Origin of the sequence: Acidovorax sp. PRC11 (assembly GCF_031844105.1) — a bacterium.
Taxonomy (GTDB): domain Bacteria; phylum Pseudomonadota; class Gammaproteobacteria; order Burkholderiales; family Burkholderiaceae_C; genus Paracidovorax.
The window spans coordinates 1-18,966 of sequence record NZ_JAUZUQ010000040.1 but is presented as its reverse complement, the minus strand read 5'-3'; the positions used below and the strand labels follow the sequence as shown (position 1 = coordinate 18,966).

General features: G+C 70.4%; 18 protein-coding genes. 8 read left to right on the top strand and 10 right to left on the bottom strand.

From position 1 onward, the window contains the following. A partial coding sequence (locus tag Q9R47_RS23735; RefSeq protein WP_311235575.1) for an AEC family transporter occupies positions 1-432 on the bottom strand: 432 nt, incomplete at its 3' end. A gap of 223 nt (positions 433-655) precedes the next feature. Here Q9R47_RS23735 and Q9R47_RS23730 point away from each other — a divergent pair. From Q9R47_RS23730 to Q9R47_RS23715, 4 genes are all read left to right on the top strand, one after another. Continuing rightward, positions 656-2,722 (top strand): UvrD-helicase domain-containing protein, encoded by a 2,067-nt coding sequence (locus Q9R47_RS23730; RefSeq protein ID WP_311235574.1) that lies wholly within the window; start codon positions 656-658, stop codon positions 2,720-2,722. Continuing rightward, positions 2,719-3,225 carry a hypothetical protein gene (locus tag Q9R47_RS23725; protein WP_311235573.1) on the top strand — a complete coding sequence of 169 codons (507 nt, stop codon included), beginning with the start codon at positions 2,719-2,721 and terminating at the stop codon, positions 3,223-3,225. Before Q9R47_RS23730 ends, Q9R47_RS23725 begins: the two co-directional genes overlap by 4 nt. Further along, positions 3,159-4,454 carry a phospholipase A gene (locus Q9R47_RS23720; protein WP_311235572.1) on the top strand — a complete coding sequence of 432 codons (1,296 nt, stop codon included), beginning with the start codon at positions 3,159-3,161 and terminating at the stop codon, positions 4,452-4,454. Before Q9R47_RS23725 ends, Q9R47_RS23720 begins: the two co-directional genes overlap by 67 nt. A gap of 331 nt (positions 4,455-4,785) precedes the next feature. Further along, on the top strand, positions 4,786-5,181 hold the full coding sequence (locus Q9R47_RS23715) for a hypothetical protein (RefSeq protein ID WP_311235571.1): 396 nt from the start codon (positions 4,786-4,788) through the stop codon (positions 5,179-5,181). 18 nt (positions 5,182-5,199) lie between these two features. On the opposite strand, the gene Q9R47_RS23710 is transcribed toward Q9R47_RS23715, so the two are convergent. After that, positions 5,200-5,694 carry a universal stress protein gene (locus Q9R47_RS23710; protein WP_311235570.1) on the bottom strand — a complete coding sequence of 165 codons (495 nt, stop codon included), beginning with the start codon at positions 5,692-5,694 and terminating at the stop codon, positions 5,200-5,202. Positions 5,695-5,781: 87 nt separating this feature from the next. On the opposite strand from Q9R47_RS23710, the gene tgt reads away from it, so the two are divergent. Both tgt and Q9R47_RS23700 read left to right on the top strand, forming a co-directional pair. After that, positions 5,782-6,954: a tRNA guanosine(34) transglycosylase Tgt gene (tgt, locus tag Q9R47_RS23705; RefSeq protein WP_311235569.1), complete on the top strand. Its 1,173-nt coding sequence runs from the start codon at positions 5,782-5,784 to the stop codon at positions 6,952-6,954. 78 nt (positions 6,955-7,032) lie between these two features. After that, positions 7,033-7,719: a glutathione S-transferase gene (locus Q9R47_RS23700; protein ID WP_311235568.1), complete on the top strand. Its 687-nt coding sequence runs from the start codon at positions 7,033-7,035 to the stop codon at positions 7,717-7,719. Between the two features lie 60 nt (positions 7,720-7,779). Here Q9R47_RS23700 and Q9R47_RS23695 read toward each other — a convergent pair whose 3' ends face one another. From Q9R47_RS23695 to Q9R47_RS23665, 7 genes are all read right to left on the bottom strand, one after another. Next, positions 7,780-8,658 (bottom strand): SDR family oxidoreductase, encoded by an 879-nt coding sequence (locus Q9R47_RS23695; RefSeq protein WP_311235567.1) that lies wholly within the window; start codon positions 8,656-8,658, stop codon positions 7,780-7,782. 128 nt (positions 8,659-8,786) lie between these two features. Beyond that, positions 8,787-10,325 (bottom strand): chemotaxis protein CheW, encoded by a 1,539-nt coding sequence (locus Q9R47_RS23690; protein WP_311235566.1) that lies wholly within the window; start codon positions 10,323-10,325, stop codon positions 8,787-8,789. Then, entirely contained in the window at positions 10,322-12,433 is a 2,112-nt protein-coding gene (locus Q9R47_RS23685) for a PAS domain-containing methyl-accepting chemotaxis protein (RefSeq protein ID WP_311235565.1), read from the bottom strand. Before Q9R47_RS23685 ends, Q9R47_RS23690 begins: the two co-directional genes overlap by 4 nt. 155 nt (positions 12,434-12,588) lie before the next feature. Continuing rightward, positions 12,589-13,653, bottom strand: coding sequence for a zinc ribbon domain-containing protein (locus Q9R47_RS23680; RefSeq protein WP_311235564.1), 1,065 nt, complete (start codon positions 13,651-13,653; stop codon positions 12,589-12,591). Positions 13,654-13,729: 76 nt separating this feature from the next. Beyond that, positions 13,730-14,545 carry a DUF2145 domain-containing protein gene (locus Q9R47_RS23675; protein ID WP_311235563.1) on the bottom strand — a complete coding sequence of 272 codons (816 nt, stop codon included), beginning with the start codon at positions 14,543-14,545 and terminating at the stop codon, positions 13,730-13,732. Between the two features lie 11 nt (positions 14,546-14,556). Beyond that, a complete protein-coding gene (locus Q9R47_RS23670; protein WP_311235577.1) occupies positions 14,557-15,000 on the bottom strand; it encodes a hypothetical protein in 444 nt (147 codons plus the stop codon). A gap of 102 nt (positions 15,001-15,102) precedes the next feature. Continuing rightward, on the bottom strand, positions 15,103-15,663 hold the full coding sequence (locus Q9R47_RS23665; protein WP_311235562.1) for a YiaA/YiaB family inner membrane protein: 561 nt from the start codon (positions 15,661-15,663) through the stop codon (positions 15,103-15,105). A gap of 215 nt (positions 15,664-15,878) precedes the next feature. On the opposite strand from Q9R47_RS23665, the gene Q9R47_RS23660 reads away from it, so the two are divergent. Further along, positions 15,879-17,489 (top strand): surface layer protein NpdA, encoded by a 1,611-nt coding sequence (locus Q9R47_RS23660; RefSeq protein WP_311235561.1) that lies wholly within the window; start codon positions 15,879-15,881, stop codon positions 17,487-17,489. 22 nt (positions 17,490-17,511) lie between these two features. On the opposite strand, the gene Q9R47_RS23655 is transcribed toward Q9R47_RS23660, so the two are convergent. Continuing rightward, on the bottom strand, positions 17,512-18,081 hold the full coding sequence (locus tag Q9R47_RS23655) for an Lrp/AsnC family transcriptional regulator (RefSeq protein ID WP_404977207.1): 570 nt from the start codon (positions 18,079-18,081) through the stop codon (positions 17,512-17,514). A 276-nt stretch (positions 18,082-18,357) separates the two neighbouring features. Here Q9R47_RS23655 and Q9R47_RS23650 point away from each other — a divergent pair. Continuing rightward, a partial coding sequence (locus tag Q9R47_RS23650; RefSeq protein ID WP_311235560.1) for an MCP four helix bundle domain-containing protein occupies positions 18,358-18,966 on the top strand: 609 nt, incomplete at its 3' end.

Here is an 18,966-nt window from a genome sequence, read left to right as displayed (position 1 = left end):
CGACAGCCCCACGCAGACCGCGGTGGTCACCACCATGTCCAGCAGCATCGTGAGGATGACCGGCCCCGCGGCGGCCGGCCCGAGCAGCGACACGAGCAGCGGCACGCCCATGAACCCGGTGTTGGGGAACGCCGTCGCCAGCGCGCCGAAGGACGCGTCGTTCCAGCCCAGGCGCCGGCGCGTGAGCGCGATCGACGCGGCCACCAGCAGCAGCCCGCAGGCCAGGTACACGCCCGCGGCGGCCGGGTCCAGCAGCTCGGCGATGGGCGTGCGCGCACCGAAGCGGAACAGCATGCACGGCAGCGCGAAGAACAGCACGAAGGTGTTGAGCCCCGGGATGGCCGGCAGCGGCAGCAGCCCGGCCCGCGTGGCGAGGTAGCCGCACAGCACCAGGGCGAAGAACGGAAAGGTGACGGCCAGGACGGAGAGCACGCGGCATTCTCGCAGCCCGGGATGGCGCGGCGGGGGCTCCGGGTCCGTGGCGCCGCGGCGACCCGGCTGTAGGACGCTGCCGCATCGCCGGCCGGGTTTCCGGACCGCCCGTTATCATCGGCACCCGCCTCCCCCGGCCCGGGCCGCTTGTTGCCGTCCGCCGGCGGAACGCGCCTCCCTGCCCGCCCCTTCGCGTCCCCCTTTTTTTCGCTCCGCTCGCCGCATGTCCGCCGGTCTCAACCTCGCCCAGCTCCAGGCCGTCCACTACACGGAGGGGCCCTGCCTCGTGCTGGCCGGCGCCGGCTCGGGCAAGACGCGCGTGATCACGATGAAGATCGGCCGGCTGATCGAAACCGGCCTGGAGCCGCGCCGCATCGCCGCCATCACCTTCACGAACAAGGCCGCCGCGGAAATGCGCGAGCGCGCGCAGCACCTGATCGGCCGCGCGGCCAAGGACGTGCTGGTCTGCACCTTCCACGCCCTGGGCGTGCGCATGGTGCGCGAAGACGGCGCCGTGCTCGGCCTGAAGCCCCAGTTCAGCATCCTGGACTCCGACGACGTGACCGGCATCATCAAGGACGCGGCCGGCGGCACCACCGACATCGCCACCGCGCGCCAGTGGCAGTGGACCATCAGCGCCTGGAAGAACGCCGGCCTCGACAGCGCCCAGGCACTCGCCCAGGCCAAGGACGACAACGAGCGCGCCATCGCCGTGATCATGCAGCGCTACGAAGAGCGCCTGACGGCCTACCAGAGCGTGGACTTCGACGACCTGATCGGCATGCCGCTGCGCCTGCTGCGCGACTTCCCCGAGGTGCGCGCCAAGTGGCAGAAGGCGCTGGGCCACGTGCTGGTCGATGAATACCAGGACACCAACGCCACGCAGTACGAACTGCTCAAGCTGCTGGTGGGCGAGCGCGGCCGCTTCACCGCCGTGGGCGACGACGACCAGTCGATCTACGGCTGGCGCGGCGCCACGCTGGACAATCTCAAGAAGCTGCCGGTCGACTACCCGCAGCTCAAGGTCATCAAGCTGGAGCAGAACTACCGCTCCACGAGCGCGATCCTGCGCGCGGCCAACAACGTCATCCAGCCCAACCCGAAGCTCTACCCGAAGACGCTGTTCTCCGAACTGGGCGAGGGCGAGCCGGTGCGCGTGGTGGACGCCGACAACGAGGAGCACGAGGCCGAGCGCGCCGTCGCCCGCATCCAGAGCCTGCGCGCCACGCTCAATCCGCAGCCGCCCTGGAAGAGCTTCGCGATCCTCTACCGCGCCAACCACCAGGCCAAGCCGTTCGAGAAGGCCCTGCGCAAGGCCAGCATCCCCTACAAGGTCTCGGGCGGCACCAGCTTCTTCGACCGCGCGGAGATCAGGGACCTGTGCGCCTGGTTCCGCCTGTGGATCAACAACGACGACGACCCGGCGTTCCTGCGCGCCATCACCACCCCGAAGCGCGGCATCGGCCACACCACGCTCGCCAAGCTCGGCGAGTTCTCGACGCAGCACAAGGTGAGCATGTTCGGCGCGCTCTTCAACCACATGCTCGAAGCCGTGCTGCCGCGCAAGGCGCACGAGAGCGTGATGGAGTTCGGCCGCTACATCAACTACCTGGAATACAAGGCGCGGCACACCCATGGCGCCGAAGATGCGCGCACCTTCATGACCGACTGGCTGAAGGAGATCGGCTACGAGCAGTACCTCTACGACAGCGAAGACAGCGAGACCGTGGCCGGCGCGCGCTGGACCAACGTGCTCGAATTCTGCGACTGGATGAGCCAGCGCGCGGGCGGGCAGATCGAGGACACCGCCGGCGCCGTGGTGGCGAAGGAAACCAAGAGCCTGCTGGAAGTGGCGCAGACCATCGCGCTGCTGTCCACCATCAGTGAGCGCGAGAAGGACGAGGACCTCGTCGTCCTCTCCACCCTGCACGCCTCCAAGGGCCTGGAATGGCCGCACGTGATGCTGGTGGGCGTGACCGAGGGCATGCTGCCCTTCAAGCTCGACGACGACGAGGGCCGCCAGCAGAAGGTGAGCGAGGACACCCTGCAGCGCCTGCAGGAAGAGCGCCGCCTGATGTACGTGGGCATCACCCGCGCGCAGCGCAGCCTGGCCGTGAGCTGGACGAAGCGCCGCAAGAAGGGCCGCGAGATGGTCGCCGCCCAGCCCAGCCGCTTCATCGCCGAGATGGGCCTGGACAAGAACACCGCCCGCGAAGACCCGCGCGAGAAGCTGCGAGCGCTGCGCGCCGAATTCGCCGCCCGCAAGGCGCAGCCCGCCCCCAACCCATGACGCCCGAGAACGATTCCCGACGCGCAGCCCCCGGCCGCGCTGCCCGCTGGGCAGCGGCGCTGGCGGCCTGCATCGCCACCGCCGCCTGCGCGCCCGCGCAGCACCGCCCCGCCGCGGCATCGGCCGCCGCCGCCACTCCGCGCCCGTCCACCCCTGGCTGCCCGGACGCGGAAGACACCACGCACCGCCAGTTGATCGGCACCTGGAGCGCGGAACTGGAAGGCGGCGGCACCGCGCGCGTGGTGCTGCGGCCCCACCCGGAACTCGCGCAGAGCGTGCGCGGCACGGTGGAGCGCGACGGTGCCACGGCCCAGGCCGCGGGCGACGTGGACGACGGCGACCTCACGCTCGAGGAATCGCTCAACGGCAAGAACATCAGCGCCACCTGGATCGGCCGGGTGGTGGACGGCAGTTGCGGCAAGGAGATCCGCGGAACATGGACCAACGCACAAGACAACCGACCCCTTCCGTTCGTGCTGCGCAGGCAGGCGGGCACGCCATGACGCGCCCGCCCCGCTCCGCCGGCCCGGCGCGCCTCGGCGCGCTGGCGATCGCGCTCTGCGCGCCCGCGGGCGCTGCCTTCGCCCAGCAGCCACCGGCACCGGCACCGGCTTCCGGCGCCGCGGGCGCGGCCTGGCAGCGCTGCACCGCGATGGCGAGCGGCGAGGCACGCCTGGCCTGCTTCGACCAGTGGGCGGGCCAGCAGGCCTGGCGCCAGGGGCCCGCCACCGCCGCAGCGCCCGCGCCGGCCGCCGGCAAATCCCAGCCGGCCACGGCGTCCGCCACGCAGGCCGGCGACAACGCACCGCCCACGCCCGTGGACACCACGCTGCCGGCCACGCGCGTGATCGACGTCGCCCAGGTGGAAGGCTGCCGCGACGAGCAGTACAGCACGCTCTCGCGCTTCTGGGAGCTGGAATCGGGCAGCGACTGCGGCACCTTCCGGTTCCGCGGCTACCGGCCGATCTCGATCTCGGTCGTGGCCTCCGACACGGTGAACCGCCGGCCCTCCTCGCCCGCGGCCGACCACACCGCGGCCACCGCCGTCGACTACCGCACCACCGAAACCCGCATCCAGCTCTCGGTGCGCACCAAGCTCGCGCAGGGCCTGCTCACGCAGGGCCACCCGACGCTCAAGGATTCGCTGTGGGTCGGCTACACGCAGCAGTCGTACTGGCAGCTCTTCAGCCCGGACATCTCGCGCCCGTTCCGCGCCACCGACCACGAGCCGGAAGTGATGTACGTCTACCCCACCGACGCCAAGCTGCCCTTCGGCTGGCGCTGGCGCTACAGCGGCATCGGGCTGGTGCACCAGTCCAACGGCCAGAACCTGCCGCTGTCGCGCAGCTGGAACCGTGCCTACCTGATGACCGGCATGGAACTCGACAACCGCTGGACGGTGAACGCGCGCGTCTGGAAGCGCCTGAAGGAAAGCGCGGGCGACGACGACAACCCGGACATCGTCGAGTACATGGGCCGCGGAGAGCTGCAGGTCGGCTGGAACTACGACCGCGACAACAACCTGTCGCTCACGGCGCGCAATTCGTTCGGCTCCACCCAGCGCGGCTCCCTGCGGCTGGAATGGATGCGCGCGGTCGGCAACGACCTGGGCGGCGCCAAGAGCAACCTGCGGTTCCACACCGCGCTCTTCACCGGCTACGGCGACACCATCACCGACTACAACCGCAAGCGCACGGTGTTCAGCGTGGGCCTGAGCCTCGTGGATTTCTGATCGCTCGCGCCGGGCAGCGGGCCCGTGGCACCCTGAGGCCGGGAGCGGACGCCCCGGCCTTTTTTTTGCGCCATCACAACCCGTTACCGTTTGCCACGGATTGCGGCTTGAAGCCCACGGGGCGTGCCGTGAGAATGGCACGCGCGGCGCACTCCCTTTCCCGTTGCACGGTCCTGGCCTCCAGCCTGCGTCTTCCGCCGCTTCCCGAGCCCCGGCAGAACCAAGGGCCCTCCAGGCCCTCGTCTGGCGCGGATAAGAGCGGTGTTTCCGGCTTTTTCCGCGCGATCACCCATCCGGGGCCGCTCGACAATGCCCGCACGGAGGTCGTCACATGGACATGCAATACCAACTCAAATCCGGCGCGTACTACCTGTACGACATGCGCGAGGCTCCCAGCGCCGCCACGGGCGAGCGCCGCTTCAAGCTCAAGACCGACACCGTGGCCATCGCCTTCGACCAGCACACGGGCGAGGTGCACCAGCACGGCACGCCCTCGCGCATCACCTCGTGGGCCAACCACACGCGCCGCCGCCTGCGGGCCTCCGGCGCGGTGCAGGCCGCCAACGACATCGTCGTCGTCTCCGGCCCGCTGCCGGTGGACGAACTCAACAAGTGCCTGTGGATCTCGGGCTACTGCCGCCGCATGTTCTCGCGCCTGGCGAGCCTGCCGCACGGCAAGCTGCAGCGCAGCGGCACGTCATCGGACGATTTCCGCAAGGCGGCCTGAACCCTCCCTCGGCTCGGCTCACACCGGATCGGGCTCGCCGCCGCCTCCGGGCAGATCCGCCGGCTGCGCCGTGGCGGACAAGTCGGCGTGCTTCACGATGGTCACCGGCACCGGGCTCGCATGCACCAGCGCCTGCGAGACGGAGCCCAGCAGCGCGCTGGCGATGGCGCCCTGGCCGCGGGCGCCGATGACGATGAGGGCGCACTGCGTGCGCTCGGCGATGTCGGCCAGCGTGGGGACCACCTCGCCCACGCCCACTTCGGATTCGCAGGGCACGCCGGCCGCGTCGACCAGCGCGCGCGCCGGGGCCATCAGGTGCAGGCCGGCCTCCAGGCTGGCGGCGGCGATGAGGTCGGGATCGCGCGAGACCACCATCTCGTAGAGCGTCGCCGGCTCCTGCACGTGCGCGAGCACCACGGTGGCCGCAAGGCCCTGGCGCACCAGTGCGAGCGTGTGGCGCACGGCATCGAGCGAGAGGTCGGAGCCATCGACGGCGACGAGGATCTTGAGCATGTTCGGAACTTCCTTTCTTCGGGGATCGGTGGTGCGGACCAGTGTAGTGGCGCCCCGCGCCGGGCCGTCTGGGACAATCGCCCGATCATGCTCCAATTCGAACTTCTCGCGACCGATCCCGACAGCCACGCGCGGCGCGGCACGCTCACGCTCAACCACGGCGTGGTGCAGACCCCCATCTTCATGCCCGTGGGCACCTACGGCACCGTCAAGGGCGTGATGCCGCGCAGCCTGCACGAGATGGGCGCGCAGATCATCCTGGGCAACACCTTCCACCTCTGGATGCGGCCCGGCCTAGACGTGATGCAGAGCTTCGGCGGCCTGCACGGCTTCGAGCAGTGGAACAAGCCCATCCTCACCGACTCGGGCGGCTTCCAGGTCTGGTCCCTCGGCGCGATGCGCAAGATCACCGAGGAAGGCGTGACCTTCGCGAGCCCCGTGAACGGCGACAAGCTGTTCATGTCGCCCGAGGTGAGCATGCAGATCCAGACCACGCTCAACTCCGACATCGTCATGCAGCTCGACGAGTGCACGCCGTACGAGACCAAGGGCCACAAGACCACCGAGGCCGAGGCGCGCAAGTCGATGGAGATGAGCCTGCGCTGGGCGCGCCGCAGCCAGGACGAATTCCACCGCCTGAACAATCCCAATGCGCTCTTCGGCATCGTGCAGGGCGGCATGTACAAGGACCTGCGCCAGGAATCGCTGGAACGGCTGGTGGAGATGGACTTCCCCGGCTATGCCGTGGGTGGCGTGAGCGTGGGCGAGCCCAAGGACGAGATGCTGGACATCATGGCGCACACGCCGCACCGGCTGCCCGCCCACAAGCCGCGCTACCTGATGGGCGTGGGCACGCCCGAGGACCTGGTGCAGGGCGTGGCCGACGGCGTGGACATGTTCGACTGCGTGATGCCCACGCGCAATGCGCGCAACGGCACCATCTTCACCCGCCACGGCGACCTGAAGATCCGCAATGCACGCCACAAGGCGGACCACCAGCCGCTGGACCCGACCTGCACCTGCCACGCCTGCGCCGGCACCGAGGGCGTGGCCTGGGCCGACGGCGGGCGCGGCGGCTTCAGCCGCGCCTACCTGCACCACCTCGACCGCTGCGGCGAAATGCTCGGGCCCATGCTGACCACCGTGCACAACCTGCACTACTACCTGAACCTGATGCGCGAGATCCGCGAGTCGCTGGACGCGGGCCGCTTCGGCGAATTCCGGCGCCGCTTCGCGGCCGACCGCGCACGCGGCGTCTGACGTTCCGGCCGCCGGCGCGGCAGGGCGTGGGGCGGCGGCCTACGCCGCCCGGCCGGGGCAGCGCCTACGATGCGGCCCATGCTGACCGTCCACCACCTCGAAACCTCCCGCTCGCAGCGCGTGCTCTGGCTCCTCGAAGAGCTGGGCGTGGCCTACGACCTGCGCCGCTACCAGCGCGACCCGCGCACTCGCCTCGCGCCGCCCGAACTCAAGCGCATCCACCCGCTCGGCAAATCGCCGGTGATCGAGGACGGAGGCGAGGTGATCGCCGAATCCGGCGCGATCATCGAGCACATCGCCGAGCGCTACGGCGCGCAGGCCTCGGGCGAGCTGGCCCACCTCGTGCCGCAGGCAGGCACGCCCGAGCACCGGCAGTGCCGCTTCTGGATGCACTACGCCGAAGGCTCGCTCATGAACTGGCTCGTGATGAAGCTGGTCTTCAAGACCATTCCGCTGCAGCCGATGCCGTTCTTCGCGCGGCCGGTGGCCTATGCGATCTGCGGCAAGACGCAGAAGAAGCTGGTCGATCCGAACCTGCTCACGGCCCTCGCCTTCATGGAGGACCACCTCGCGCGCCACGCGTGGTTCGCGGGCGATGCGATCACCATCGCCGACTTCCAGATGAGCTTCGCGGTGGAGGCGGCGATCTCGCGCGCCAGCGGCGCGGTCGAGTTCACCGCCCTGAAGGCCTACCGCGACCGCATCAACGCACGCCCGGCGTACCAGCGCGCGATCGCGCAGGGCGGCCCGGTGGTGATGAGCTGAAGTCCGAGAGCCCATCACCGCACGGGGACGGGCATCTTTTCGCCCGCCCCGCCCCGGCCGTCAGATGATGGGCACGCCGCCCGTCACCGCCACCGTCGCGCCCGACATGAAGCTGGCCTGGTCGGACGCGAGCATCACGTAGGCCGGAGCCACCTCGGCAGGCTGGCCGGGGCGCTGCAGCGGCACCTGCTTGCCGAATTCGCGCGCGCGCTCGATCGGCATCGTGGACGGGATCAGCGGTGTCCAGATCGGGCCCGGCGCCACGCAGTTCACGCGGATGCCCTTGTCGGCCAGCAGCTGTGCGAGCCCGCCCGTGAAGTTCTGCAGCGCGCCCTTGGTGGAGGCATACGCCAGCAGCGTCTTGTTCGGCTTGTCCGCGTTCACCGAGACGGTGTTGATGATGGCGCTGCCCGGCGGCATGTGCTTGGACGCGGCCTTGCTCAGGTAGAACGTGGCGTACACGTTGGTGCGGAAGGTGCGGTCGAACTCCTCGGCCGAGATCTCGTCGATGCTCTCGTGCGCCATCTGGTAGGCGGCGTTGTTGACGAGGATGTCGATGCCGCCGAGCTCCTTCAGCGCACGGTCGATGATCGCGTTGCAGTGCGCCTCCTCGCGGATGTCGCCCGGCACGCCGACCGCGCGGCGGCCTTCGGCGGTGACGATGTCGAGCGTCTTGCGTGCGTCCGCCTCTTCCTCGGGCAGGTAGGCGATGAGCACGTCCGCGCCCTCGCGCGCGAAGGCCAGCGCCACCGCGCGGCCGATGCCGCTGTCGCCGCCCGTGATGACGGCGCGGCGGCCCTGGAGCCTGCCCGATCCTTGGTACGACGCGGCGCCGTAGTCGGGCTGCGGATGCATGTCGGTCTCGGCGCCGGGCGGCGTGAGCGGCTGCTGGTCGTTGAAGGGCGGGCGGGGGCCGGCAGTGCGGGGGTCGAGCGGCATGGGTTCTCCTGCGATGCGATCGGTGGGTTCAACGTCGCCCGCCACCAGGGGCGGGCACAGTCCTGCAGTCTGGAAAACATGCGCACCCCGCAGGTGTAGGAGAAACGCGCCTCCTGTCCCGGCCCGGGTTACAGGGTGAGACACCCGGAGGCGGTGGGCGATGCCGGCGCCATGAGCGCGTTCAGCGCCACGTGGCGGCAGGTGACGGCCCAGGCGCCCTTGCCCACCGTGAGCATGCGCCCCAGGCCGCTGCCCCCGCGCCGCACGGCGCCGGCGGGCGCGGACGCCTCGCGGCCGATCAGCGCGGACGCATCGGCGGAGACCAGCGACACCAGGCTGTCCACGAGGAAGCCGCGCAGCCGCTCGCCCTGCCGCACCACCAGCACCCGCGACTGCGCCGTGGGTTCGGCCGCGGTGCTGCCCAGGAGGTGGCGCAGGCAGAACACTTCCAGCGGCCGGCCGCGGCGCTCGACCATTCCGCACATGCCGTTGTCCGCGCTGTCGATCCGCACGGCCGGGGTGGCGTAGTCGAGGATTTCCTCCACCTCCGCGAGCGGCGTGGCGCAGTCGCCTCCGGCCCGGTAGACGAGGAAGGTGGTGCGCGCTGCATCGCCGCGTGCCGCGTCCGCCACCGCCTGCGCGCCGCCGATCACCGGGGGCTGGCTGCCGAGGAAGGCGGCGACGAGCGGGTGCGCCAGCAGCCCCTCCAGCCGCAGCACCGCCGCGATGCCGTGCGCCGACGTGCGCAGGGCCCCGGCATAGCATTCGGGATGCAGGCTGGCCCCGGCGCCCAGGGGCACCGTGGCGTCGGGCGCCGCCATGTCCATGCCCAGCAGCGCGTCCACCTGCACGCCGATGCGCCGGTCTCCGCGCTGCAGCACCATCAGCAAGGGCCTCGACGCGCCCGGCGGGAGGACCGCCCCGGCGGCCGGCCCGCGATGCTCCGTGCCCAGCAACCGCTGCAGATCGACCACCGCGACTTCATGGCCCCGCCAGGGCACGAGCCCGCGCAACGCGCCGCTCGCGGCGAAGAAGGCGCGCATGGCGGGCATCGGCAGGATGTCGGGCACGTCGGCGAAGTCGAAGGCCAGCACCTGCCCTTGCAGGGATGCGAGGGTGTGCCGATGCGCTGCCGCGCCGGCCTGCACGGCGGTGTCGTCGGGCGTGGCCTCCGCGGCCTCCACCGCGGGCACCACGCCCGGCGTGTGCTCCAGCAGGACGGGCACCTGCAGCACCGGCAGGGCGCGGGCCTCGGGATCCTGCGTGACCACCCAGTGGCCGAACAGCCCCCCCGGCGCACCGCCCAGCGCGGTGAGGGCCGACGGCGGCACGCGCAGCACGCCGGCGATGCTGTCCACGCCGATGCCCAGGCGCCGGCCGCCATGCGCCACCACTGCCACCTGTCGGCACCGGCCCGCCCGGACGGCGGGCGTGGGCAGGGGGGCGGCAGGCGTGGCGGCAGGGGCCATCAGCCGCTGCAGGTCCAGCACCGGCACCAACCGGCCGCGCAGCAGGAACATGCCCGCCATCAGCGGGGACGGCTCGGGCAGCGGAAGCAGCTGCGGGGGCATGTCCACGGCCTCGACCAGTTCGCTGGACGCGATGGCGATCTCCTGCCCCGCAGCGCGGACGATGCCGAAGTGCAGCACCGTCGCGCCGGCCGTCATGCGCCCACCTGCGCCGCAGGCGCAGCCCGGCCCGAGGCATCCGTGCGGATGCGCATCGAAAGCCGTGTCAGCTCTTCCAGCAGCTGGGCGACGTTGCGGGTGGCGGCGGTCTGCGCCTCGGTCGCGTCGTGGATGCCGGCGATGGACGCGGTCGTCTGTTCCACGCCCTGCACGATGCGCTCGAAATTCTCCGCCGCCTGCGACGATATGTCGCCGCCCTGGCGCACGCGCCCCACCGACTCGGCGATCAGCTTGGTGATCTCGCGCGTCGCCTGCGACGACTTCTCGGCCAGCTTGCGCACCTCGTCCGCGACGACCGAGAAGCCCAGGCCGTGAGAGCCGGCCCGAGCGGCCTCGATGGCGGCATTGAAGGCCAGCAGGTTCGTCTGGTTGGCGATGTCGCCGATCACCTGCACGATCGCGTTGATGTCGTCGGACGATTCCTGGATGGCCTTGGTGGCCTCCATGGAGCGCTGCAGCGTCTGGCTGCCGCGCCGCGCCTCGGCCTGCGTGACGGCGGCGAGTTCGGTGGAATGGCGGGTGGTGCGCGCGATCTCTCCGATGGTCTCGGTCAGCTGCTGGATCGAGTGGCCCATCTCGTTCACCCGGTTGCGCACCAGCTGCTCGCGCTCCACCTGCTCGCTCACGTCGATGGCGTACTTGATGATCTTCACCGGGTTGCCGTCGGGCCCGATGATCGGGTTGTAGGTCGCCTGGATCCACACCGGGTAGCCGTGCTTGCTGATGCGCTTGTACAGGCCCGAGTAGAACTCGCCGCGGCTGAGCTTCGCCCAGAAGTCGCGGTACTCGGACGAGCGCACGAAGTCGGGCTCGCAGAACATCTTGTGGTGCTGCCCCACGATCTCGCGCAGGGTGTAGCCCAGCGCGTCGAGGAAGTTGGCGTTGGCATGCAGCACGTTGCCTTCCAGGTCGAACTCGATGACGGCCTGCGCGCGGGACATGGCGTTGACCTTGCCCTCGTATTCGGCGTTGCGCATCTTCTCGGCGCTGATGTCGGTGGCGTATTTGACGACCTTCACCTGCCGTCCCTCGCCGTCGAAGATCGGGTTGTACGACGCCTGCAGCCAGACCTCGCGCCCGTCGCGCGCGATGCGGCGGTACACGCCCGCCTCGAACTCGCCATCGCCCAGTTTGCGCCAGAAGTCGCGGTAGGCGGGGCTTTCGGCATATTCGGGCTGGCAGAAGATGCGGTGGTGCCGGCCGAGCACCTGCTCCATCGTGTAGCCCATCGTCTCGAGGAACAGCGCGTTGGCCGTCAGCACCGTGCCGTCGACCGAGAACTCGACCACCGCCGTGGAACGGCCGATGGCCTCCACCCGGCCCGCGTTCTCGGTATTGCGCTGCTTGGCCTCGGTGATGTCGGTGGCGTACTTCACTACCTTCACCGGCCGGCCGTCCTCGTCGAGGACGGGGTTGTAGGACGCCTGGATCCACACGTCCTGCCCGTTCTTGCCGATGCGGCGGTACTCGTTGCTCTGGAATTCACCGGCGGCCAGGCGCTCCCAGAACTCCCGGTAGTCAAGGCTGCGCACATGCTCGGCGTCGCAGAAGATGCGGTGGTGCACACCGAGGATTTCCTCGGCGGCGTAGCCGAAGGTGTCGAGGAAGTTCTGGTTGGCCTTCAGGACATGGCCCTTCAGGTCGAACTCGATGATGGCCATGGCGCGGTCGATCGCGTCGATATGGCCTTGGTATTCCCGCAGCGCGGCCCGCTGCTCCGACACGTCTTCCAGCAGCAGCACGGCCTGCCTCACCGCACCGTTCTCGTCCCGCAGCATGAAGGCCTGGGTGCGGGTCACGCAGTTGCGCTTCCAGCTGCCGAAATGACGGCCGGTGGCGGTCTGCACCGTCTCCGCGGCGTCGGTCGCGAAGCAGGCGTCCAGCCATTGCGCCGCACGCGGGAAGCAGCTCCGGTAGTGGTGGCCGATGACGTCCGCCTCGGCATGCTCGGTCATTTCCAGCACGGCGGGGTGCGCCACCACCACATGGCCGCGGCCATCCAGTTCGATGAAGGCTTGCGATGCCCGGATGGCTTGGGCGAATGCGAGGGGCAGGTCGCCGGAAGCGACGGCAGGCGGATGGGACATGAAGGTCTCTCAGGAACAGCGAAAAATGATTTGATTTCTTTGTCATTATTAAAGAAAACATCAATTTCCGCTTACCCAGCCCCTTTGAAAAGTCCTATCTCGCACTTTATTTATATCACTTACAGCATTTCCCTGCGACTCCCGCCGCGTCCCGCCTACGACCGCCCGGCGGCTGGTCCGACCGCTGGCGTGCTGCCAGTGCCGCAGGCATGGCAGAACCGCGCGAACGCACTCTTGCGCGTGCGGCAGTTCCCGCAGCGGTCGAAGAGGCAGATGCCGCAGTGCGGGCAGAAATCGATCGCCTCGTTCTTCAAATCGACGGGCCTTTCGCAGCCGGGGCACACGCCCTTGGACAGCCGCGCCAGGGCGACGTCGTAGCTCAGCTCCTCGCGCCGCTGGGCGTCGGGCAGCGCCTCCGCCTGGCGCTGCCGCTCCAGGTAGCGGTTGAGCGCCAGGATGGCGTAGCGGCCCACGAGCACGGTCGCCACGATGCCCACGGCATAGCGCACGTAGCCGCCGTAGCTCGGCAGGTAGGGCACCAGCTCCACGAAGAACACGAACACCGCGAAGAAGATGAAGCCCCAGACGAAGGGCCACCAGGTGCTCTGGCGCTTCTTCGCGAACAGCCAGCCCGCGGCCACCAGCAGCGGCAGCGTGAGCGCCAGCCGGTAGAGGAAGACGCGCAGCTCCACCTTGCGCTGCGCCACCCGCATCCGCTCGTAGCCCCCCGCCTCCAGCTGCTCCAGCCGCTGCCGTGCGGCGTCTGCCGCCTGCCGCGCATCGAGCGCCGCCTGCTGCTGGGCCTCCACCGCCTGCTGCGTCTCGCGCTCACGCGCCTTGAGCGCGTCCAGCGCCTGCGTGCGCTGCACCACCTCGGGGTTGTGCTCGGACTGCTGCGTGGCGCTGCGCGTCGCGATCCAGTTGTCGAAGCTCTCGCGGGCGGTCTGGCTTTCGCTGCGCGCCTTGCTGCGCTGCAGCCGCGCCTGCTCCAGCGCCGCCTGGGCGCGCCGCTCGGCCCCCTCGGACGACTCCACCTCGGTGCGCAGTGCCAGCGCCGCGGGGCGGTCGAGGAAATCGTCGAGCTGCAGCGGCGCCTCCACGCGCGGCAGATCGCCCACCAGCGTGCCGCCGAGCCCGATCAGGAAGCTCGCGAACACCACCGCCACCAGCCACAGGCCGCGGCGGAACCATTTCTCGGACAGGCGCAGGGATTTCGCCATGAAGGAACTCCTTTTCTTCTTTCTTGCTGTCTGCAAAAGGGACGCACGGGACCGGCAGCACCCGGTCCTGCGGCGACTATGGGCCCGTTCGCGCGCCGCCGTCCAGCGACAGCGTGACCGGCGCGCCAGCCAGCCCGGCACGCTCCAGCCAGACGAAGGCGGAATCCACCGTCACCGTGGCGATGCGGCCGGCGTACCGGTCGCGGTCGGGATGGTCGTCGAAGGCCACGTTCGCCGCCGTGGCGCGCGCGCCCAGCCGCGTGAGCGGGCCGACGCGCAGCACGGCCGGCGCATAGCCCCGGTCACGCAGCCAGGCCTGCGCCGCGCCGCGCGTGCGCACGGCGGCGGGCTCCATCGCCGCGGCCAGCGTCTCCAGCGCCCACTGGTTGGACTGCTGGTAGCGCGTGCCCCATGCATAGCCCACCATGCTGTAGGCGGGCTGGTGCATCGCCAGGGTGCGCGGCCGGTCGGCCAGCACCGCGGCCAGCCGCGCCTGCGCCTCGGGCGACGGCACCAGCCATGCGGCCTCGTGGCGCCAGAGGTCGTCCATGAAGAACTGCCCCAGGCCCTGGCGGTGGACGTGGCCCTCAGCGGTGCCGCAGGCATTGAGCTTGTGCGCCACGCGCCAGTGCCCTTCGGGCGTGCGGTAGGCCCAGCCCATGTGCGAATAGTGCACGCCGTACTTCGACAGGTCCTGGCCCGCACGGGCCAGCAGCACGACGCGGGCGCCGGAGCGCCGGTGCTCCGCATCGAGCGCCCGTGCGGTGCGCTCGGCCAGCTGCATGCCGCGCTCGATGACCTGCGGCGTGGGCCGGCGGGCCTCGCACGAGCGCCCCGCGTGGGCCGGGCCGGCCGCGAGCGCCGCGGCCAGGGCCAGCCCGGCCGCCGCCATGGTGGGGCCCCTCACAGCCGCTCGTCGTGCAGCAGCGCACGACCCAGCGCATTGGGCACGAAGGCCAGCACCTCGCCCGCGGCGGACAGGATCACGCCCGTGCCGATGACGCTGCAGGCGACGACGGTGCCCACGCCCGCGGCGATCCCCGAGGCGGCGCGGCCCGTGACTTCCACGCTCACGCGGGCACCGTCCGAAGCGCGTTCCAGCACATAGACCGTGCCGGTCGCCGAGGCCTCCACGGCACGCACGGTGAGCACCGCGCCGGCCACCGAAAGCGCCGCAGGCAGCGCGACCGCCGCGCCGGCCACCGTGGAGCCCACGGAGGCTGTCCCGACGACCGACGCCACCGGCAGCATCGACAGCGTGAGGGACGCTTCGCTCTGTGCCCGTGCCGGCGCCGATGCAGCCGCCGTGCAGGCGATGGCGATGGCCACGGCACCGCAGAGCGCCATTCCCGCCAGCCGGCGGCGCCATCCAGCGGGGAGGATGCGGGCGCGGTGCGAAGGCACGGGCCCGCGGTACGGGAAATGCGACATGGCAACGGTCTCCCAGGTTCAGTTCACGGCACGGTCCGGGCGCACTGCGCCCACGGGCGCCTCCTGCAGCGCAGCCAGGGACGTCTCTGCGGCGGCAGACTGCATCGCATCGCGGCGGCCTGCCAGCCGGGCTTCGGCCAGATCGGCCTCATGGCGGTCGCGCAGCATCTTCGCCAGCGTGAACGCAGTGGTCAGCAGATACAGCCAGCTCACGCCCAGGAAGGCCTTGTAGGGGGGCGAGATGTCCATGTCCAGCAGGCCCCAGCCGGTCAGCCCCACCGCCACGGCGAAGCCGCCCCAGACCACCAGCTTGAAAAGCGGCGTATCGCCCGCCCCGCGCCGCGTGGCGGCCTGGTTGTCGCGCACGAACTTGGCGAGCATGAAGACGGCCGAGAGGCAGAAGACATAGCCCATCACCATGAAGATCTGCTGCAGCCGCTCGCCCGGCAGCCAGGCCAGCCCCACCGCGCAGCAGGACGCGGCGATGCCGAACGACACCCAGACCTGCAGTTGCCAGGCGGACGTGTCGCGCTGGACGAGGGGGGCGGAAAACGACGGAGAAGGCGAAGGACGCGGCATGGCAGCGGGGGCTTGCGGCCCGTGGTGGAACATGGGCGGCATCATGGGAGCGGCGCCGGCGGTGGTTTCCGGAAAGCTACGGGGTGCCGGCATATCGCCCGGCCAGTACCGCCAGGCGATACTTTTGCTGCGCGGTGGGTCTGCATGGCGTTCACGGGAGCCGCGCCATCGGTTAGGCTGCGGCCTTCCGATCGCACAAGACCCAGGAGGAGCCCATGCCCGCCCCGAACTTCGCCCGCGCCGCAGGCGCCCTACTGCTCTGCGGCTGCGGATTCGCCGCGCCCGCCCTGGCCGGCGTGGTGGCCGGCACCGGCGGCGCCCCCTCGCGCACCCAGCTGGGCGCGACGGACGCGGTCGGGCTGCAGCCCGCCCCCAACCAGCTCGGGCACGTGCTGCTGGTGCCCTATTTCACCGCGCAGCAGGGCCAGATGACCGTGCTGCACCTGGTGAACACGGACCTCTCCAACGGCAAGGCGATCAAGCTGCGCGTGCGCGGCGCCGCCAACGGCGACAGCCTGCTTTCGATGACGCTGCTGCTGTCGCCCGGCGACATGTGGACCGGCGCGATCACCGCCGGGGCCGACGGCCGTGCGCAGATCGCCACCGCGGACGGCTCCTGCACTACACCCCAACTCGCAGCCGGCGTGCCGCAACCCTTTGGCACCGACCGGCTCGATCCGGCCCTGGGCGCGGCCGACCGGGCCAACCAGACGCGCGAGGGCACGATCGAGGCCATCGTCGCCGCCGACATTCCCTCCACGCCGGTGTACGGGACGAACGGCGAGGAGCGCTCGGCGCTCTTCACGGCGATCCGGCAGACGGCGGACGTGGCGCCCTGCACGGGCTCGGCCATCGACGCCGCGCTGCAGCAGGACGCCGGCGACGAGGCCACGGCGGCCGCCCGCGGCTTCGCCACGCCGTCGGGCGGCGTGGGCGGCACCTGGTACGTCATCGACGTGCCGGGCGCGACCACCTTTTCGTCGCCGATGACCACGCTGCAGGCCGTGAACGCGGCCGGCCAGCCGGGGCGCGGCAATTACGTGCTGTTCCCGCCCACCGACCAGGTGATCGTCCAGCCCGAGCGCTTCACGGCCGATCCGCTGCTGGTGTCGGCCGGGTTCGCCGTGCGCCAGAAGGATATCGACGGCGTCACCAGCGTGCCCACCATGGCCGCGGTGGTCACCGCCCGCGCGTACGACCTGCCCGATCTCTCCACGCCCTACCACCTGCCCGCATCGGAGGCCAATGCACGCCGCACGGCCACGGAGCTGTCGGAACTGCTGAACGCCCGCGAGGTGCGCAACCAGTACGCGCTCGAGCCCTCGATCTCCGCGCAGACCGACTGGGTGTTCGCCATGCCCACCAAGCGCTACAGCGTGGCGATGGATTACGCGGCCGGCGCGCGCACGTTCTCGGTGGTGCCGCCGGCCGGCACGGGCGACCAGTTCTTCCATTCGGACAACACCACCGTGTCCGGCAACCAGGTGTGCAGCGCCAACGGCAGCTGGTCGTTCCTGGTGTTCTCGCGCGAGGCTTCGGTGTCCACCAACGGTGCCGCGATCCCCTCCACCCTGCCCCTGGTGCCGCGCCTGTGCGGCGCGGTGTCGGTGGCGGCGTTCAACGGCGTCTCGCCGCTGTCCACCTCGGTGGCGCGCTCTCCGCTGCGCAACGGCTTCCAGTCCGGCTGGGCCACGCTGCAGGTCAGCGATCCTTCCGGGCTGCCCGTGATCGGCGCCGCGTTCACCAAGCTGACCAATCCCAACGTCGCGCCGGGCCTGGCCGGCCGCTACGGCCTGATCTACCCGCACATGATCCGCCAGCCCTGACGGCGGTGCGGCGCCGGGCCCCTCAGATGGCCAGCGGCAGCTCCGTGGTGGACACCACGTTGCGCAGCGCCATGAACGAGCGCACCTGCCGCACGCCCGGCAGGTAGAGCAGCTGTTCCGCGTGCAGCCGGTTGAAGCTGTCGCTGTCGCGGGTGCGCACGAGCATGAAGTAGTCGAACTCGCCCGTCACGAGGTGGCATTCCATGCAGCCGGAAATCCGCGCCACCGCCTCCTCGAACGCGGCGAACGATTCCGGCGTGGAACGGTCGAGCACCACGCCGATCATCACCAGCATGCCGGCGCCCACCGCGCGCGGGTGCAGCAGCGCGACCGTGCGGTCGATCAGGCCCAGCCGCTTCAGGCGCTCCACGCGGCGCAGGCAGGCCGGCGGGCTCAGATGCACCCTCGACGCGAGCGCCACATTGGAGAGGGAGGCATCGCGCTGCAGCGTGCGCAGGATCGCGCGGTCGGTGCGGTCGATGCTCGCTTCCGGCATGGCGGTGGAGGCGGCCTGGGAGGGCGGAGCAGCGGCAGGGCGAGGAGCAGGCGCCGACGCGGCGTCCTGCGGCTTGCGGGTTCTGGTGGCGCACATGGTCGTTCTGGCGGCATGGGAGAGGGAGATCCCCATTCTCGCCATCGGCCGGCCCCCGTCCGAAAGCCGGCCGCGTTGCCGCGATCGCCACGCCATGCCATGCCCGTCAAGTCTTGGAAATGCGTCCCGATAGCATCGAATTTGTCAGATAACTTCGCCAATCCACACCAAAAATGTGGAAACTGCGGGCAATTCGAGAAATATTTTCGCGATTATTGAACAATTGGTTACTTCAAGCCGCGGTGGAGACCACTCCGCCCGTCAATGGAGTACCCCATGAATTCTCTTCGACATATCCGGCTGGGCACCCTGCTCGGACTGGGCTTCACCCTGGTCATCCTGCTGGGCCTGTTGCAGGCGGGCATCGGCCGGCTGCGGCTGGGCTCGGTCAGCGACGACATCGAAACACTCACCACCGACCGCATCGCCAAGGTGATCCTCGTGCAGGAAGCGCGGGACAACGTGAACCTCGTGGCGCGTGCGCTGCGCAACATGGCGCTGCTGGAGGACGCGCAGCAGACCGCGGAGGAACGGCGCCGCATCGACCGTGCCGTGGCGCGCAATACCGAGATATTCGGCCAGCTGGGGCAGAGCATCCGCACGCCGAACGGGCGCGCGCTGCTGGAAAAGCTCCTGCAGATCCGCACGCCCTATTCGGAATCGGTGGACAGGGCGGCCGAGCTCGCGCAGCAGAACGACGTCGCAGGCGCGCGGAAGGCGCTTCTGCAGGACGTGCGCCCGCTGCAGCGCCGGTACTTCGATCTGCTCGATGAACTGAGTGCCTATCAGCAACGGCTGATGGCGGACACGAGCGCGGAAGCGAAACGGGAAGCCAGCAGCGCTGCCTCGCTCATCCTGCTGCTCGCGGTGTTGTCGGCCGCGCTG

What these genes read in the sequence shown, in the direction of transcription:
- Q9R47_RS23730 (WP_311235574.1), top strand. Translation starts at nt 656, where the DNA reads ATGTCCGCCGGTCTCAACCTCGCCCAGCTCCAGGCCGTCCACTACACG.
- Q9R47_RS23725 (WP_311235573.1), top strand. Translation starts at nt 2,719, where the DNA reads ATGACGCCCGAGAACGATTCCCGACGCGCAGCCCCCGGCCGCGCTGCC.
- Q9R47_RS23720 (WP_311235572.1), top strand. Translation starts at nt 3,159, where the DNA reads ATGGACCAACGCACAAGACAACCGACCCCTTCCGTTCGTGCTGCGCAG.
- Q9R47_RS23715 (WP_311235571.1), top strand. Translation starts at nt 4,786, where the DNA reads ATGGACATGCAATACCAACTCAAATCCGGCGCGTACTACCTGTACGAC.
- Q9R47_RS23710 (WP_311235570.1), bottom strand. Translation starts at nt 5,694, where the DNA reads ATGCTCAAGATCCTCGTCGCCGTCGATGGCTCCGACCTCTCGCTCGAT.
- tgt (WP_311235569.1), top strand. Translation starts at nt 5,782, where the DNA reads ATGCTCCAATTCGAACTTCTCGCGACCGATCCCGACAGCCACGCGCGG.
- Q9R47_RS23700 (WP_311235568.1), top strand. Translation starts at nt 7,033, where the DNA reads ATGCTGACCGTCCACCACCTCGAAACCTCCCGCTCGCAGCGCGTGCTC.
- Q9R47_RS23695 (WP_311235567.1), bottom strand. Translation starts at nt 8,658, where the DNA reads ATGCCGCTCGACCCCCGCACTGCCGGCCCCCGCCCGCCCTTCAACGAC.
- Q9R47_RS23690 (WP_311235566.1), bottom strand. Translation starts at nt 10,325, where the DNA reads ATGACGGCCGGCGCGACGGTGCTGCACTTCGGCATCGTCCGCGCTGCG.
- Q9R47_RS23685 (WP_311235565.1), bottom strand. Translation starts at nt 12,433, where the DNA reads ATGTCCCATCCGCCTGCCGTCGCTTCCGGCGACCTGCCCCTCGCATTC.
- Q9R47_RS23680 (WP_311235564.1), bottom strand. Translation starts at nt 13,653, where the DNA reads ATGGCGAAATCCCTGCGCCTGTCCGAGAAATGGTTCCGCCGCGGCCTG.
- Q9R47_RS23675 (WP_311235563.1), bottom strand. Translation starts at nt 14,545, where the DNA reads ATGGCGGCGGCCGGGCTGGCCCTGGCCGCGGCGCTCGCGGCCGGCCCG.
- Q9R47_RS23670 (WP_311235577.1), bottom strand. Translation starts at nt 15,000, where the DNA reads ATGGCGCTCTGCGGTGCCGTGGCCATCGCCATCGCCTGCACGGCGGCT.
- Q9R47_RS23665 (WP_311235562.1), bottom strand. Translation starts at nt 15,663, where the DNA reads ATGCCGCGTCCTTCGCCTTCTCCGTCGTTTTCCGCCCCCCTCGTCCAG.
- Q9R47_RS23660 (WP_311235561.1), top strand. Translation starts at nt 15,879, where the DNA reads ATGCCCGCCCCGAACTTCGCCCGCGCCGCAGGCGCCCTACTGCTCTGC.
- Q9R47_RS23655 (WP_404977207.1), bottom strand. Translation starts at nt 18,081, where the DNA reads ATGTGCGCCACCAGAACCCGCAAGCCGCAGGACGCCGCGTCGGCGCCT.